At 63.5% G+C, this 11,959-nt stretch carries 16 protein-coding genes and 1 tRNA gene; 13 read left to right on the top strand and 4 right to left on the bottom strand.

The window, feature by feature from the left end:
* Nucleotides 1-2 precede the first annotated feature (2 nt).
* A complete protein-coding gene (locus DXT74_RS09190) occupies nucleotides 3-1,013 on the bottom strand; it encodes an ADP-ribosylglycohydrolase family protein (RefSeq protein ID WP_081555426.1) in 1,011 nt (336 codons plus the stop codon).
* A 352-nt stretch (nucleotides 1,014-1,365) separates the two neighbouring features.
* Between DXT74_RS09190 and DXT74_RS09185 the strand changes: the two genes are divergently transcribed.
* A complete protein-coding gene (locus DXT74_RS09185) occupies nucleotides 1,366-2,100 on the top strand; it encodes a GntR family transcriptional regulator (RefSeq protein ID WP_194427807.1) in 735 nt (244 codons plus the stop codon).
* Nucleotides 2,101-2,173: 73 nt separating this feature from the next.
* On the opposite strand, the gene DXT74_RS09180 is transcribed toward DXT74_RS09185, so the two are convergent.
* From DXT74_RS09180 to DXT74_RS09170, 3 genes are all read right to left on the bottom strand, one after another.
* Nucleotides 2,174-2,258 (bottom strand) — tRNA-Leu (locus tag DXT74_RS09180).
* Nucleotides 2,259-2,930: 672 nt separating this feature from the next.
* A complete protein-coding gene (locus tag DXT74_RS09175) occupies nucleotides 2,931-3,956 on the bottom strand; it encodes a phage portal protein (RefSeq protein ID WP_194427806.1) in 1,026 nt (341 codons plus the stop codon).
* Nucleotides 3,956-5,722, bottom strand: coding sequence for a terminase ATPase subunit family protein (locus DXT74_RS09170; protein WP_194427805.1), 1,767 nt, complete (start codon nucleotides 5,720-5,722; stop codon nucleotides 3,956-3,958). The genes DXT74_RS09175 and DXT74_RS09170 overlap by 1 nt, the downstream gene beginning before the upstream one ends.
* A gap of 148 nt (nucleotides 5,723-5,870) precedes the next feature.
* Between DXT74_RS09170 and DXT74_RS09165 the strand changes: the two genes are divergently transcribed.
* The 12 genes from DXT74_RS09165 to DXT74_RS09110 all read left to right on the top strand — a co-directional run bounded on the left by DXT74_RS09165 (nucleotide 5,871) and on the right by DXT74_RS09110 (nucleotide 11,936).
* Nucleotides 5,871-6,683 carry a GPO family capsid scaffolding protein gene (locus tag DXT74_RS09165; protein WP_194427804.1) on the top strand — a complete coding sequence of 271 codons (813 nt, stop codon included), beginning with the start codon at nucleotides 5,871-5,873 and terminating at the stop codon, nucleotides 6,681-6,683.
* A 46-nt stretch (nucleotides 6,684-6,729) separates the two neighbouring features.
* A complete protein-coding gene (locus tag DXT74_RS09160; protein ID WP_194427803.1) occupies nucleotides 6,730-7,761 on the top strand; it encodes a phage major capsid protein, P2 family in 1,032 nt (343 codons plus the stop codon).
* Nucleotides 7,758-8,423 carry a phage terminase small subunit gene (gpM, locus tag DXT74_RS09155; RefSeq protein WP_191185826.1) on the top strand — a complete coding sequence of 222 codons (666 nt, stop codon included), beginning with the start codon at nucleotides 7,758-7,760 and terminating at the stop codon, nucleotides 8,421-8,423. Before DXT74_RS09160 ends, gpM begins: the two co-directional genes overlap by 4 nt.
* 101 nt (nucleotides 8,424-8,524) lie before the next feature.
* On the top strand, nucleotides 8,525-8,998 hold the full coding sequence (locus DXT74_RS09150) for a head completion/stabilization protein (protein ID WP_194427802.1): 474 nt from the start codon (nucleotides 8,525-8,527) through the stop codon (nucleotides 8,996-8,998).
* Nucleotides 8,998-9,213 carry a tail protein X gene (locus DXT74_RS09145; protein ID WP_196783851.1) on the top strand — a complete coding sequence of 72 codons (216 nt, stop codon included), beginning with the start codon at nucleotides 8,998-9,000 and terminating at the stop codon, nucleotides 9,211-9,213. The genes DXT74_RS09150 and DXT74_RS09145 overlap by 1 nt, the downstream gene beginning before the upstream one ends.
* Before the next feature lie 2 nt (nucleotides 9,214-9,215).
* On the top strand, nucleotides 9,216-9,596 hold the full coding sequence (locus DXT74_RS09140) for a putative holin (RefSeq protein ID WP_118268201.1): 381 nt from the start codon (nucleotides 9,216-9,218) through the stop codon (nucleotides 9,594-9,596).
* Complete coding sequence (locus DXT74_RS09135; RefSeq protein WP_194427801.1) at nucleotides 9,593-9,901, top strand: phage holin family protein; 309 nt, start codon at nucleotides 9,593-9,595, stop codon at nucleotides 9,899-9,901. Before DXT74_RS09140 ends, DXT74_RS09135 begins: the two co-directional genes overlap by 4 nt.
* A 14-nt stretch (nucleotides 9,902-9,915) precedes the next feature.
* Entirely contained in the window at nucleotides 9,916-10,323 is a 408-nt protein-coding gene (locus DXT74_RS09130; RefSeq protein WP_194427800.1) for a M15 family metallopeptidase, read from the top strand.
* A gap of 270 nt (nucleotides 10,324-10,593) precedes the next feature.
* The gene (lysC, locus tag DXT74_RS23200) at nucleotides 10,594-10,875 is read left to right on the top strand and encodes an Rz1-like lysis system protein LysC (RefSeq protein WP_370551746.1); all 282 of its coding nucleotides are present in this window, start codon (nucleotides 10,594-10,596) and stop codon (nucleotides 10,873-10,875) included.
* Nucleotides 10,868-11,071 (top strand): TraR/DksA family transcriptional regulator, encoded by a 204-nt coding sequence (locus DXT74_RS09120; RefSeq protein ID WP_019100194.1) that lies wholly within the window; start codon nucleotides 10,868-10,870, stop codon nucleotides 11,069-11,071. Before lysC ends, DXT74_RS09120 begins: the two co-directional genes overlap by 8 nt.
* Nucleotides 11,068-11,484, top strand: coding sequence for a phage tail protein (locus DXT74_RS09115; protein ID WP_194427798.1), 417 nt, complete (start codon nucleotides 11,068-11,070; stop codon nucleotides 11,482-11,484). Before DXT74_RS09120 ends, DXT74_RS09115 begins: the two co-directional genes overlap by 4 nt.
* Nucleotides 11,484-11,936, top strand: a complete 453-nt coding sequence (locus tag DXT74_RS09110; protein WP_194427797.1) for a phage virion morphogenesis protein — start codon at nucleotides 11,484-11,486, stop codon at nucleotides 11,934-11,936. Before DXT74_RS09115 ends, DXT74_RS09110 begins: the two co-directional genes overlap by 1 nt.
* Nucleotides 11,937-11,959: the final 23 nt, after the last annotated feature.

Below are 11,959 nucleotides of genomic sequence, written 5' to 3'. Positions count from 1 at the left end.
GCTCACCCCCTAAACCGCAATGCGCTCAAAGCCCGCGCGTAAGATTCGAAATCAACGCCATTCACTTTCCGGATGCGCTCCCGCCATTCGGCGGGCAACGCGTCCGCGCCTCGCAAAGCGCCGCATACCGCGGTGGCCATCGCGCCGATGGTGTCGGTGTCGCCGCCCAGATTGGCCGCCAGCACCGCGCAACGGCGCGGGTCGCCTTGCGCGCAATCCACCAAGGCCAAGGCGGTCGGCACCGACTCTATCGTGTCCATGCCGGCCCCCAGCGTGCGGTACAGCTCGGCAACCACGGCCGCATCGTCCCGTCCCCGCAAACGCGCCGCCACCTCGAATCCCCAATCCAAACGCCGGCTCAGCAGAGGGCTGAACGTGGTGACGCGCTCCAGCTGCGCCTGCTCGGCGACACCAGGCAGTTCTGCCTGGATGCAGGGCCAATCCGCCCCCTCCACCGCTCGGGACACCGCCCAAGCGATAGCCGCGGCCCCGGCCACCGCGATATCGGACTGATGGGTGGGACTGCAGCTTAGCCGCACCGCATGAATAAAAGCCTCGCGGTTCGCGCTGGGCAATAAGCAGCCCAGGGGAGCCACTCGCATCGCCGCCCCGTTGGTAATGCCGTTGGCGCCCAGCGAGTCGATGGACCGGCCGGACAAAATCGCCCTCAGCGCAGCCTTCGAACTGGGTCCTAAAATGTTCTTGTTGAAGGCGTCGACGCCCTCGGCCCAAGCGATGATGTTGGCGGCGATGCGCTCGGGCTCCACCGCGCCGTCGGCGGCGATCAAGGCGTCCATCAATGCAATGGCCTGCTGGGTGTCGTCGGTGAATTCGCCGGCGACAAACTCGGAAGCGGCGAAGTTCTCGGCGGGGCCGGGCAGGAAGTCGTCTATCCAGCCAAAGAACGTCTGCACCTGCCGTTGCGGCCAAAGTTCGGAAGGCATGCCCATCGCATCCCCCGCCGCCTGCCCGTAAAGAGCCCCAAGAATGGACTGGTAGCCCTTGCTAATCATTGTCAAACCACTTCTCTCCGCCAGGATGCCAACGCCGAAGTCCGTTTAAGGCCCTGTTTATGCTCTGCTGCAAACGAGCGATACGGCGCTGAAAACGGCTTCAAAATACTCATGTACCGTCTGTACACTCCGCTTTTTCAGCCGTTTTCGCCTTGTCTCGCCCTTGCTCGCGAGATCGTAAACACGTTCTAAGGACTTTGATTGGCATCGTATGATAAGTCCAATGCAAATCCAATAGCACATAACCATACTATTGATCAGGAAATCATGCCAGAAAGCTTGAGCCGCTCTCCCCATGCCTTCCGGCATTGATTTAGACTGGAACGCGCACGCACAGGAGCTTTCATACGATATGAGCGATATTCTGGAATGCTTGGTCGCCAGCCTACGGCAGCCTGGCACTACGCCGCGTTATCTGATGATCGCCGACGCGCTGGAACAAGCCATCCGGCGACATCAGTTGGCCGAAGGGACTTTCCTGCCGACAGAGCGGCTGATGGCGGAAAAACTGGGGCTGTCGCGCGTCACGATCAGCAAAGCGATGGCGGAGCTGGAGCGCAAGCGGCTGATCACCCGCCAGCAAGGCCAAGGAACACGCGTCGCGCAGGCTTTCCGCTACTCGCTCAATGACAAAGGCGGCTTCACCGAGCAAGTGCTGCGCAGCGGCGGCAGCGTGGCCAATCAATGGCTGCTGCGGCAGCGTGCACGCGCGCCGGCCGCCATCGCCGGTCTGCTGCGGCTGCCCGCCGGCGCGGACATCGCCAAGCTACGCCGCCTGCGGATGATGGACGGCACGCCGGCTGCGCTGGAGACCACCTACATCCCGCTGACCTATTTGCCGGAGCCGGAGCGTCTAGAACACTCGCTCTACCAGTGGTGGGAACAGCATGGCGTGGAGATCGGCCATAAGCACTTCCGCCTGGCCTCCTGCCCGGCAGACCCAGACAACGCCGCCCTATTGCATGTCCAGACCGGTACGCCGCTGCTGCGCATCCAGCAGACTAGTTTGAACTCGGCGGAACAGGTATTGGAATTCAGCGAAGTTTTGTGCCGCAGCGATCTCTATGAATTCGAGGTGCGGCTTTAAGAGAGACCGAAAAAAACCCGCCCAGCGCCTGGCTGTGCGGGTCGTTTTCGTCTCGTGGACGGTTTTGCCGTAGTGGTGCCCCGGGCCGGAATCGAACCGGCACGACCGAAGTCGAGGGATTTTAAGTCCCTTGTGTCTACCAATTTCACCACCGGGGCGGGCAAAGAGACGGCGATTCTATCCCAGAGCCGGCCCGCTGGCAAACAAGGATGGCGATCAAGGCCATGGCACGCCGCTTCGGAGAACTACGGACTTGATTCCAATCCGGGATAAAAGAGAAAAAACCACTCTGAGCTTGGCGATTACGAGTGCGGGCCAAACAAAGCAAAAGCCCCGTAAGTCTTTGACTTACGGGGCTTTAACTGGAGGCGGGGGTCGGAATCGAACCGGCGTAGACGGATTTGCAATCCGTTACATAATGTTAAAAATCAATTAATTACAACAACCGACACTCCAAAATCCACTCAGTTGTTTAAATGTGAATCACCTTATATAAGGAATAACATAAGATTTGCATGCATAACGCGCATGAAAGTGCATGAACGAAGCGAGCCCGCCAGCTGGCTGGAGCGCTGCGCCTGAAGCGTTTGCGGGGTATCTATGCAGGTGCATAAATCGCGGCCTATTTAGTGCGGGGGCGAGGCGGGGCTTCGATAGCGCGCGCCGGGGTTTGGGTGGGGTCTGGCCCAAAGCCGGCCGGCCTTGGGGGTCTGAAAATGGGGCATGCCGGGCCGCCATCCCGCATGGCGAGGCGCTGGCGTTCTGGACGGGGGCGGAGGCATGCAAAAGGCCGCCTTGCTGGCGGCCTTCTATGGGGCTGTGATGCCCTATTACGCTTGGCTTTTCGGGCTGTAGGGCAGGAACTCGATAATATCCTCCCCGACCATGTCGTTGATCGCTGATAGCCGCGCCTGAAGCGGGACAATCTCGCCTTCGTGGAAGGCTTCGTCCGCCTTGCTGACGTCACCGAAACCGCCGGTATTGCTGGGAACGATGCCCAGCAACTGCGGCGGCACCCGGTGTGCTGCCAGGACATCGTCGCGGGTCACGTTCTTGATGTTGAAGAACTCGTCGCGTGCGGCCACTTCGCTGATCGGAATGATCTGCACTCCGTCTTTCTTGCCGCCTGGCGCGTACATGAACAGGTTGCGGAAATTCCCCACGCCTTTGGACTCTTTCACCTTTTGCCGCAGTTCGTCCACGTCCTTCTGGCTGTGTGCTGCGTCGGTCATGTAGAGCAGAAAGCCGGCGTGCGAACCGTTCAAGTAGTATTTGCGCCGGAACAGCGTCGCGGATTCGTTCAGCCATGCACTGTTCAGCGCGGCCAGATATTCAGGCAAGCCATAGATTTCTTGATTGATATCGGGTTCGATCAGGTGGCAGACCTCGCCCAGTTCCTGCTCCTGGCCGTGGTTCGGCACCCACCAGTATTGACCGGCCTCTTTGCCGCGGCGGGTGTGCTTGGCCAGAGCTGGCTTGTAGCGGATGGTGCCGCCCAGGACATTGCGTTCGCGCTCCAGATAGCCGTTGCCGAAAATCAGAAAGTCCTGCGTCAGGATGGTGAAATGTTCACGGGACAGCAGCTTGTGCGGCTTGAACAATGCAGTCAGACGGTTGCGCTTTACCGCCAGCGCGCTGGCGTGGTGGACGCTGGCGCGCCAGCTCCGGGCTAGGCCTTCCCAAGAAATCGGCGGTTCGTACCACTTGCCCGCGTCCGAACACTGCAAGTAGTCGAGGATTTCGCGCCGGTCCAGCACCGGGACCGGGTCGCCAAAGCTGAAGGCTTCCATCTTGGTGGCGCCGGCGGCTGTTTCTTGTTGGGTGGCGCGGATGCGTCGATTGCGTGGCTTGCTCATCAGGAAAACTCCATGAAGCTGGAAGACACGCCGCTGGCGCCCTCCAGCGGTTCGTTGATCAGGGTATGCATCACGGCGAACGCTAGATCCGCGTGACTGGTTTCTTCGGAGCGGCCGGCCTGGAAAGTCACGGCGCGGCCGCTGGCGGTGCTGGTTTTCTTGATCGACAGGAAGGACGCGGCGATATCGGTGTGGCTGGCTTCGAACTCAAGGCGGCCGTGATGGATCACGTCCATGGCCTTGAGCACCATCTTGGTTTTCAGCTCCAGCGAATATTGCAGGCCGACCGCATCCGGCCGGAACTGCTTCACCAACTGAAACACGCCTGAGCCCAGTCCGGTGGAGTCGATGCCAAGATAGGCGACGTTGTAGCGCTCGCATTGGTCCTTGATCGCCTTGGCCTGGGCGGCGAAGTCCCAGCCCTTGAACTGCATGCGCTCCAGCACGCGGAACTTGCCACCCGGCGTCAAAGGCGGCGCCACGATCACCAGCGCGGCGCTATCGCCGCTCTCGCTTGGGTCATAGCCAAGCCACACATCGCGGTGGCCGTAGGGCCGCAGTGCGAACGGCTTGAAGTCGTCGGACCACAACTCCCAGCTGTCCACCATGCAGCGCTGCAGCGAAGCAAAGGAAAACACGCTGGCGCCGTCGTCAATGAACTGGCAGTAGAACAGCTGCAGCAGTTCCTCCGGGCTGTACTCCAGCCGCAGTCTGTCCAAATCAAACAGGTCGCAGCCCCCGCGCAAGGCGTCTTCGATGGTGACGATCTGGCGCCACTGACCATCTGCGCAGAGCAGGCCGCCGGCCAGCGCCGCATGGCTGACGTCAAGCTTGATGTGGTCCTTCTTTGGGCGCCCTTTGTTGTAGTGCTCGCCGGTCCAGAACGGGTAAGCCTCATGGCTCATGGCAGACGGCGTCGAGAAATAGGTCATGCGGAAGCGCTTTTGCGACGCCATCGCGCTGACCAGCTTGCGCAGCTCCTGGTAGCGCGGAATCCAGAACACCTCGTCAACGTAGACGTTGCCGGAGCGCCCTTGCGCGGTGCGGCCGTTGGTGCCCAGAAAGGCCAGCTCCGCGCCATTGGGCAGCTTGATCACCTCCCCTTTTAACTCCACATCTGCCGCGTCGCGGGCGAAGTCAACGATATAGGCCCGGAACAGGTGGGCCTGGGCTTTGGACGCCGACAGAAAAATCTGATTGCGCCCGGTCTGCAGCGCGTCAATGAACGCTTCGTGAGCGAAATAATAGGTCGCGCCGATCTGGCGGCTCTTGAGGATGTTGCGGATGCGTTCGGTCTGGCCGGCGCGGTGCCAGTGCTTTTGATAGCCGAACATCTTGTCGAGGAAGGCTGCCACCAGCTTGGCCTGTTGCTCCTCGCTGATCGCGTTCTTCTCCGGCGCCTTGCGCGGCTTGGCGTTGCGGCTCGCCACCTTCGGGTTGAGGTCCGCCTCATTGCCTCCGCTGCGATAGCGGCGAACGCGCTCCAGCCGCTCCATCTGCCGGCCAAGAGCGTCCAGCTCCTTGTATTCGCTGTTTCCCTTCGTCGGCATGCTGATCAGTTGAATCATGCGCGTTTCCAGCGCGCAATCCACCCGCTCTAGCGGTGTGGTGTCGTCCCACTGGTCGCGGCGCTTCCAGCTGTGGATGGTCGCCGGCTTCTGTTTCAGCGTCTCCGCAATGCGCACCACCCGCCAGCCTTGAAAATACAGATGCTTGGCCAGGCGGCGCGGGTCCAGATCGTCGGGAATGGGAAAAGTGCTCGTCATGCCGCGAGTGTGCAGAGCGCTCCCGGCTAAATCCCGCCATGCCGGTTGTCCTGCGGCGTGGCACAACGACATGTCGTTGAGGGCGCGGCGGCGCGGCCGGAACATGGGCGCATCTTTACGACCGACACCCGACCGAGGACCGCAACCCATGGCAAGCAAGAGCCGGAAATTCCGCGTCGCCACCGAAGGCGCCACCACCGACGGCCGCAAAATTGAGCGCGTCTGGATTGAGCAGATGGCCAAGAACTACAACCCGAAAAAGTACGGCGCCCGCGTCAACCTGGAACACGTCAAAGGCATCTCGCCGGACAGCCAGTTCAAGCGCTACGGCGACGTGCTGGCGCTGAGTGCCGAACAAGTGGAAGACAACAAGCTCGGCCTGTTCGCCGTCATCGACCCCACCGACGAATTGATCACGCTGAACAAGGCGCGACAGAAGGTTTACACCTCCATCGAAGTAAACCCCGAGTTCTCCGATACCGGCGAGGCCTATCTGGTGGGCCTGGCCATCACCGACGACCCCGCTAGCCTGGGCTGCGAAATGCTGAAGTTCAGCGCCACGACAAGCAAAAACCCGCTGGCCAGCCGCAAGCTCAGCCCCGGCAACCTGTTCACCGAAGCCATCGAATTCACCTTGGAGCTGGAAGACGACCACATCGGCGCCGTCGAGGGCTTCGCCAGCAAGATCAAGGCCATGTTCAGCAGCAACCGCAAGGCGGTGGACAGCAGTTTCAGCGAACTGCAACAGGCCATCGAAACCATCGCCGACAACCAGCAGCAAGTGCTCAAACAAGCGGAAGGCTTCAGTCAGTTGGAAGACCAGCACAAGACGCTGCAGACCGAGCACAAAACCTTGGCGGCGGACTTCGCCGAACTGAAACAGCAATTGAGCGCGCAACCTGCCGGCTTCGTCCGGCAGCCCACTGCCGGCGGCAAAGACCGCATCGCGGCCGATTGCTGAGCAATCGTCAGCTGAACCCAAGCCCACTACACCGGAGCACCACAATATGCGCAAAGAAACCCGCGAACAGTTCAAACACTATCTGAACGATATCGCCCGCCTGAACGGCATTGAAGTCGGCGACGTCGTCAGCAAATTCAACGTCGAACCCAGCGTCCAGCAAAAGCTGGAAACCCGTGTGCAGGAATCCAGCGAGTTCCTGGGCAAGATCAACCTCTACCCGGTGCAAGAGCAGTCCGGCGACACCGTCGGCCTGGGCGTATCGGGCCCCATCGCCGGCACCCAGAACACCGACGAGGGCGAACGCGAAACCCGCGACGTGGCGCAGCTGGACCAAGACGGCTACCGCTGCGAGCAGATCAACTACGACACCCACATCAAATACAAGATGCTGGACGCTTGGGCCAAATTTCCGGATTTCGCCCCTCGCCTCAGCGGCGCCATCATTCAGCGCATCGCGCTGGACCGCATCATGATGGGCTTCAACGGCGTCAAACGCGCCCGCACCAGCAACCGCAATCAATACCCGCTGCTGCAGGACGTCGCCGTCGGCTGGCTGCAAAAAATCCGCGAACGCGCCCCCGGCCGCTACCTGAAGGAAGGCAAGAAAGAAGCCGGCAAGATGAAGATCGGCAAGGGCGGCGACTTCAACAACCTGGACGCCATGGTGTTCGCCGCGGTCAATGAGCTGATCGACCCATGGCACCAAAACGACACCCAGCTGGTGGCCATCAGCGGCCGCCGGCTGATGTCGGACAAGCTGTTCCCGCTGGTCAACGGCAACTACGACCCGATGAATCAGAAAGCGGCCCAGGATCTGATTGTCAGCCAGCGCCGCATCGGCAATTTGCAAGCGGTGCAAGTGCCCTACTTCCCGCCCAACTCCATGCTGATCACCCGTTTGGACAACCTGTCGGTGTACTGGCAGGAAGGCACCAACCGCCGCAGCGTCATCGACAACCCCAAGCGCGACCGCATCGAAACCTTCCAGTCCAGCAATGACGATTTCGTCATCGAGGATTTCGGATGCTGCGCTTTCATCGAAAACATCGAGCTGATACCGGAGTCCGCCGCATGAACCTGTTCCGCGAACACTTCCAGCGCGAAGCCGCGCGACGGGAGTCGGGCGAGGACGACTTCGGCGGCATGGCCAACGCCAGCGGCTACCAGCTGATGCTGGCCAAGCTGGCCGACGACCGGCGCCGGCTCAAGCAAATCCAGTCCATCGAGCGCAAGGGCGAGGTCAAGCGCGAGCTGCTGCCGGATTACGCGCCCTGGGTGGACGGCGTGCTGCAAGCCGATGCCGGCGGCCGCGACGACGTCGTCGTCACGGTGATGATCTGGCGCATTGACGCCGGCGACTATCCGGGCGCGCTCGATATCGCCGAATACGCGATGCGCCACGACCTCTATGTGCCGGACCGCTTCGAACGCACGCTGGGCACCATCATCGCCGAAGAACTTTCCGACGCCGCCAAGCGCCTGCGCGACGCCAAGGCGGCGGGCCTTGATGTCGGTCTGCTGGCCCGCGCCATGGCCATGACGGCTCACGCCGACATGCCGGACCAAGTGCGCGCCAAGCTGCATTGCGAGCTGGGCTTCGCGTTGCTGGACAGCAACCCCGAGCAGGCGCTGGAGCAGTTGCGCCGCGCGCTGCAGTTGCACAACGGCATCGGCGTCAAGAAAGCCATCGAGGGACTGGAACGCAAGCTGAAGAACACGTCTCCGCCCCAGGGCTGAGGCAAACCGAGCGACCCCGCGCGACTGACGGCAGGGGGTGGACGCCGGGCGAAAGCCCACAGCCGAAGCCCCCTCCACCGTCACACCAAGGACAGCAGCCCATGATCATTCCTTCCACCGCCGCCCCGGCCGCAGACAGCCCGCTGGCCAAGCCCATCCGAGCCGGCGCGTTTTGGCCGGATGTTGACCCGGCCCACGCCCGCGCCGTCATGCGCCTGGACGGCACCGTCACCGATGAACGGCTGCGCCATGAACTGGTGGTCTCCATCGCCAGCGTCAACGGCGAGCTGGCCGAGTGGCGTCAGCGCCTGCAGGCCGCCGGCGTCCAACGGCTGGCCGACGTGGCAGGCGAAGACATCGACGGCGAGCCCGTCAACCTGACCCACTGGCGCCGCGCCATCTACGCCACCGCCGCCGCCGCGCTGAACGAACGCTATCGCAGCTTCGACAGCACCGCCGAAGGCCGGCGCCGCGCCGAGGAGCTGGACCAAGCCGCCGACGACCTGCGCCGCGACGCGCGCTGGGCCATCAGCGACATCCAGAGCAAAGGGCGCGCCACCGTGGATCTGATCTGATGCGCACCGTTCGCGCCCAGCAGCATGACAGCGTCGACGCCATCGCCTGGCGGCACTACGGCAAATCCGCCGGCGTGGTGGAGGCCATTCTTGCCGCCAACCCAGGGCTGGCGGACCACGGGCCAACGCTGCCCATGGGCCTGGCGGTGCAACTGCCGGAGCTGGACGCCGCCGACGCCGAACCCGTCAAAACCTTAATCAACCTGTGGGACTAAACATGGCCGAACCCATCAGCACCACCACCACCGCCGGCGCGCTCGCCACCGCCGCGCTGCTGACCCTGATTCCCGGCGTCGACGCCGCCGTCGTGCTCGGCGCATTCGCCGGCGGCGCTGTCTTCGTCATTAGTTCCAGCGACATCAGCGTCAGCAAAAAAGCGGTCTTCTTCGTGCTCAGCTTCGTGGCCGGCATCGTTGCCGCCCGCGGCGTCGCCACCTTCGTTGACTGGCTGCTGCCGGAACCGGTGGAAGTCAGCAACGGCGTGGGCGCGCTGATCGCCTCCGCCCTCGCCGTCAAGGCGCTGCTAAGCCTGATCAGCGCCGCCGACAGTCCGGAATTTTTCCAAAAACTGCGCCTGCTCAAGGGGAAAGAAAAATGACCCTGCCCACCGGCACCGCCCTGGTTTGCCTGATGATTGCCGCCCGCCTGCTGCTGTTCGCCCGCGGCGGCGCCGTGCACCGGCCGCGCGCCGGCCTGTTCGCCTACCTGCTCGCCGTCGCCGCCGGCAGCGTCGGCGTTTTCGAGCTGTTCGGCCTGGACAGCCGTTGGCCGCAGCTGGTGCTGCACCTGACCCTGCTGCTGGCGCTGCTGGCCGTGCGCGGCAATGTGGTGGAGCTGTTCCGCACCACCGACAACCGCCAGTCCTGGCTGGCCATCATGTTGCGCAAAGAAAAGTGGATCTGAGAGAGGAGATCGCCATGCCCAGCCGTCGCATTGAAGACCTGCACCCGGCGCTGCAGCCGTTATGCCGTCAGTTCCTGGAACGCAGCCAGGCCGCCGGCCTAGACATCCTGATCACCTGCACCTGGCGCAGCGGACAAGAGCAGGATCAGCTCTATGCCCAGGGCCGCACCGCGCCCGGCGCCAAAGTCACCAACGCCCGCGCCGGTCAGTCCGCCCACAACGCCATGCTGGACGGCAAGCCGGCGGCGCGGGCATTCGACATCGTGCCCAAAGTGAACGGCAAGCCGGAATGGAATGCCGCCCACCCGCATTGGCAGATCGCCGGCCGCATCGGCATGGAGCTGGGCCTCAACTGGTACGGCCGCCCCGGCGCGCCGTTCCGCGAGTTCCCCCATTTCGAGCTGCCGAAGGACGTGCGCTGATGCTCGCCGACATCGTCAAGCGCTACGCCGCCACCCTGGCCCTGCTCGCCGCGCTGCTCGGCGGGCTCGGCCTGTGGCTGCAAGCCCGCGTCATCCAGCAACAGCAAGCGGCCGCGCGGGAGCGAATCGCCGCCTACGCGCAGCTGGAAGCCGCCCTCCGCCAGCAGGCCGCGCAACTGCGCCAGCAAGAACAGGACGCCCGCGCCCAGGCCGCCGCCGTGCGCCAGCTGACCGAGCGCATGGAAACCCTCGCCCGCAAACACGCCGCCAATGCGGCCAAACTGGAGCAAACCCTCAATGCCAGCCCGGAAAATATGGCTTGGGGCGATGTGGCTATCCCTGTCCACATTGCCCGCCTGCTCGACTACGCCGCCGCCGGCGCCCACGGTGCTGAGCAGCCAGCGCTGCGCGCCGCTGACACGTTGCCACCTGCCGACGACGGCGCCAGCCACCAACCGCCAACTGGCCCAGGCGCTCCAACAACAGCGGCAGGCGCTTGAAATCTGCGCCGCCAAAGTCAACGCCACCATCGAATGCCAAGACCATGACTGATTTTTACGACCGCGCCCAGGCGCTGGAACAACTGCAGCGCGACGCCGCCATCGACGCCCACTTCGCCGGCGCCCGCGCCGCCGGCGACAGCCTCAGCCACTGCGAGGACTGCGGTGAACCCATTCCCGCCATGCGCCAGCGCATCGTCCCAGGCTGCACCCGTTGCGTGCCCTGCCAGCAATGGGCGGAACGATGAACAAGCCGCATACCCTGCGCGCCGCGCTGGAGGCCGCGTTGCCTGAGCTGCGCAACAACCCGGACCGGCTGACCATGTGGACCGAGGACGGCCAGCTGGCCACCCGGCCCGGCGCGCTGCACTTCACCCTGCACTACACCTTGAAACTTGTCGTCATCGAATACGGCCACGGCATCGAATCCATCTTGCTGCCGCTGCTGGACTGGGTCGCCGTCAACGAGCCGCCGCTGCTGCAAAACCCGGACGCGCGCGCCGACGGCCTCAGCTACCGCAGCGAAATCATCAGCCACAGCGCCGAGGACATCGAAATCACCCTCAAGCTGAGCGAGCGCGTCAAGGCGGTCAAGGACGCCGCCGGCGGCTTCGCATTCGAATACCTGGGCGAGCCGGAAGACCCGCCGGGCATGTTCTGATGGCCGACGCCCTCGCCCAACTGGACAGCAAGCTGTCCGGCCTGCTCGCCCAGCTCGGCCCCGCCCAGCGCCGCGCGCTGGCGCGCCAGATCGTCACCCGCCTGCGCGCCAGCCAGCAGCAGCGCATCCGTCTGCAGCAAAACCCGGACGGCAGCGGTTTTGAAGCGCGCCGGCCGCAGCTGCGCAAGAAAAAGGGCGCTATCCGCCGCCAAATGTTCACCAAGCTGCGCCTGGCCCGCTACCTCAAGACCCAGGCCGGCCCGGCCGGCGGCGCGGTGGAGTTCATCGCCCAAGTCCAGCGCATCGCCCGCGTGCATCAGCTTGGCCTGCGCGACCGCGTCAGCCGCCACCGCGGCGTGATGGCGCAATACCCGGCGCGGGAGCTGCTGGGCTTTAGCAATGCCGATATTGATGCGGTACAAGGCCAGATTGTCGACCACCTGGCCGTCTAGGTTGTCGCAAGGCCCGGCACAAC

This window comes from Chromobacterium sp. Rain0013, from assembly GCF_015291765.1.
GTDB lineage: Bacteria > Pseudomonadota > Gammaproteobacteria > Burkholderiales > Chromobacteriaceae > Chromobacterium > Chromobacterium haemolyticum.
The sequence above is the reverse complement of the archived record's forward strand: the minus strand, read 5'-3'. Positions and strand labels throughout refer to the sequence as shown.

What these genes read in the sequence shown, in the direction of transcription:
- DXT74_RS09170 (WP_194427805.1), bottom strand. Translation starts at nt 5,722, where the DNA reads ATGACGAGCACTTTTCCCATTCCCGACGATCTGGACCCGCGCCGCCTG.
- DXT74_RS09120 (WP_019100194.1), top strand. Translation starts at nt 10,868, where the DNA reads ATGACTGATTTTTACGACCGCGCCCAGGCGCTGGAACAACTGCAGCGC.
- lysC (WP_370551746.1), top strand. Translation starts at nt 10,594, where the DNA reads ATGCGGCCAAACTGGAGCAAACCCTCAATGCCAGCCCGGAAAATATGG.
- DXT74_RS09165 (WP_194427804.1), top strand. Translation starts at nt 5,871, where the DNA reads ATGGCAAGCAAGAGCCGGAAATTCCGCGTCGCCACCGAAGGCGCCACC.
- DXT74_RS09160 (WP_194427803.1), top strand. Translation starts at nt 6,730, where the DNA reads ATGCGCAAAGAAACCCGCGAACAGTTCAAACACTATCTGAACGATATC.
- DXT74_RS09140 (WP_118268201.1), top strand. Translation starts at nt 9,216, where the DNA reads ATGGCCGAACCCATCAGCACCACCACCACCGCCGGCGCGCTCGCCACC.
- gpM (WP_191185826.1), top strand. Translation starts at nt 7,758, where the DNA reads ATGAACCTGTTCCGCGAACACTTCCAGCGCGAAGCCGCGCGACGGGAG.
- DXT74_RS09185 (WP_194427807.1), top strand. Translation starts at nt 1,366, where the DNA reads ATGAGCGATATTCTGGAATGCTTGGTCGCCAGCCTACGGCAGCCTGGC.
- DXT74_RS09130 (WP_194427800.1), top strand. Translation starts at nt 9,916, where the DNA reads ATGCCCAGCCGTCGCATTGAAGACCTGCACCCGGCGCTGCAGCCGTTA.
- DXT74_RS09135 (WP_194427801.1), top strand. Translation starts at nt 9,593, where the DNA reads ATGACCCTGCCCACCGGCACCGCCCTGGTTTGCCTGATGATTGCCGCC.
- DXT74_RS09175 (WP_194427806.1), bottom strand. Translation starts at nt 3,956, where the DNA reads ATGAGCAAGCCACGCAATCGACGCATCCGCGCCACCCAACAAGAAACA.
- DXT74_RS09115 (WP_194427798.1), top strand. Translation starts at nt 11,068, where the DNA reads ATGAACAAGCCGCATACCCTGCGCGCCGCGCTGGAGGCCGCGTTGCCT.
- DXT74_RS09190 (WP_081555426.1), bottom strand. Translation starts at nt 1,013, where the DNA reads ATGATTAGCAAGGGCTACCAGTCCATTCTTGGGGCTCTTTACGGGCAG.
- DXT74_RS09110 (WP_194427797.1), top strand. Translation starts at nt 11,484, where the DNA reads ATGGCCGACGCCCTCGCCCAACTGGACAGCAAGCTGTCCGGCCTGCTC.
- DXT74_RS09150 (WP_194427802.1), top strand. Translation starts at nt 8,525, where the DNA reads ATGATCATTCCTTCCACCGCCGCCCCGGCCGCAGACAGCCCGCTGGCC.
- DXT74_RS09145 (WP_196783851.1), top strand. Translation starts at nt 8,998, where the DNA reads ATGCGCACCGTTCGCGCCCAGCAGCATGACAGCGTCGACGCCATCGCC.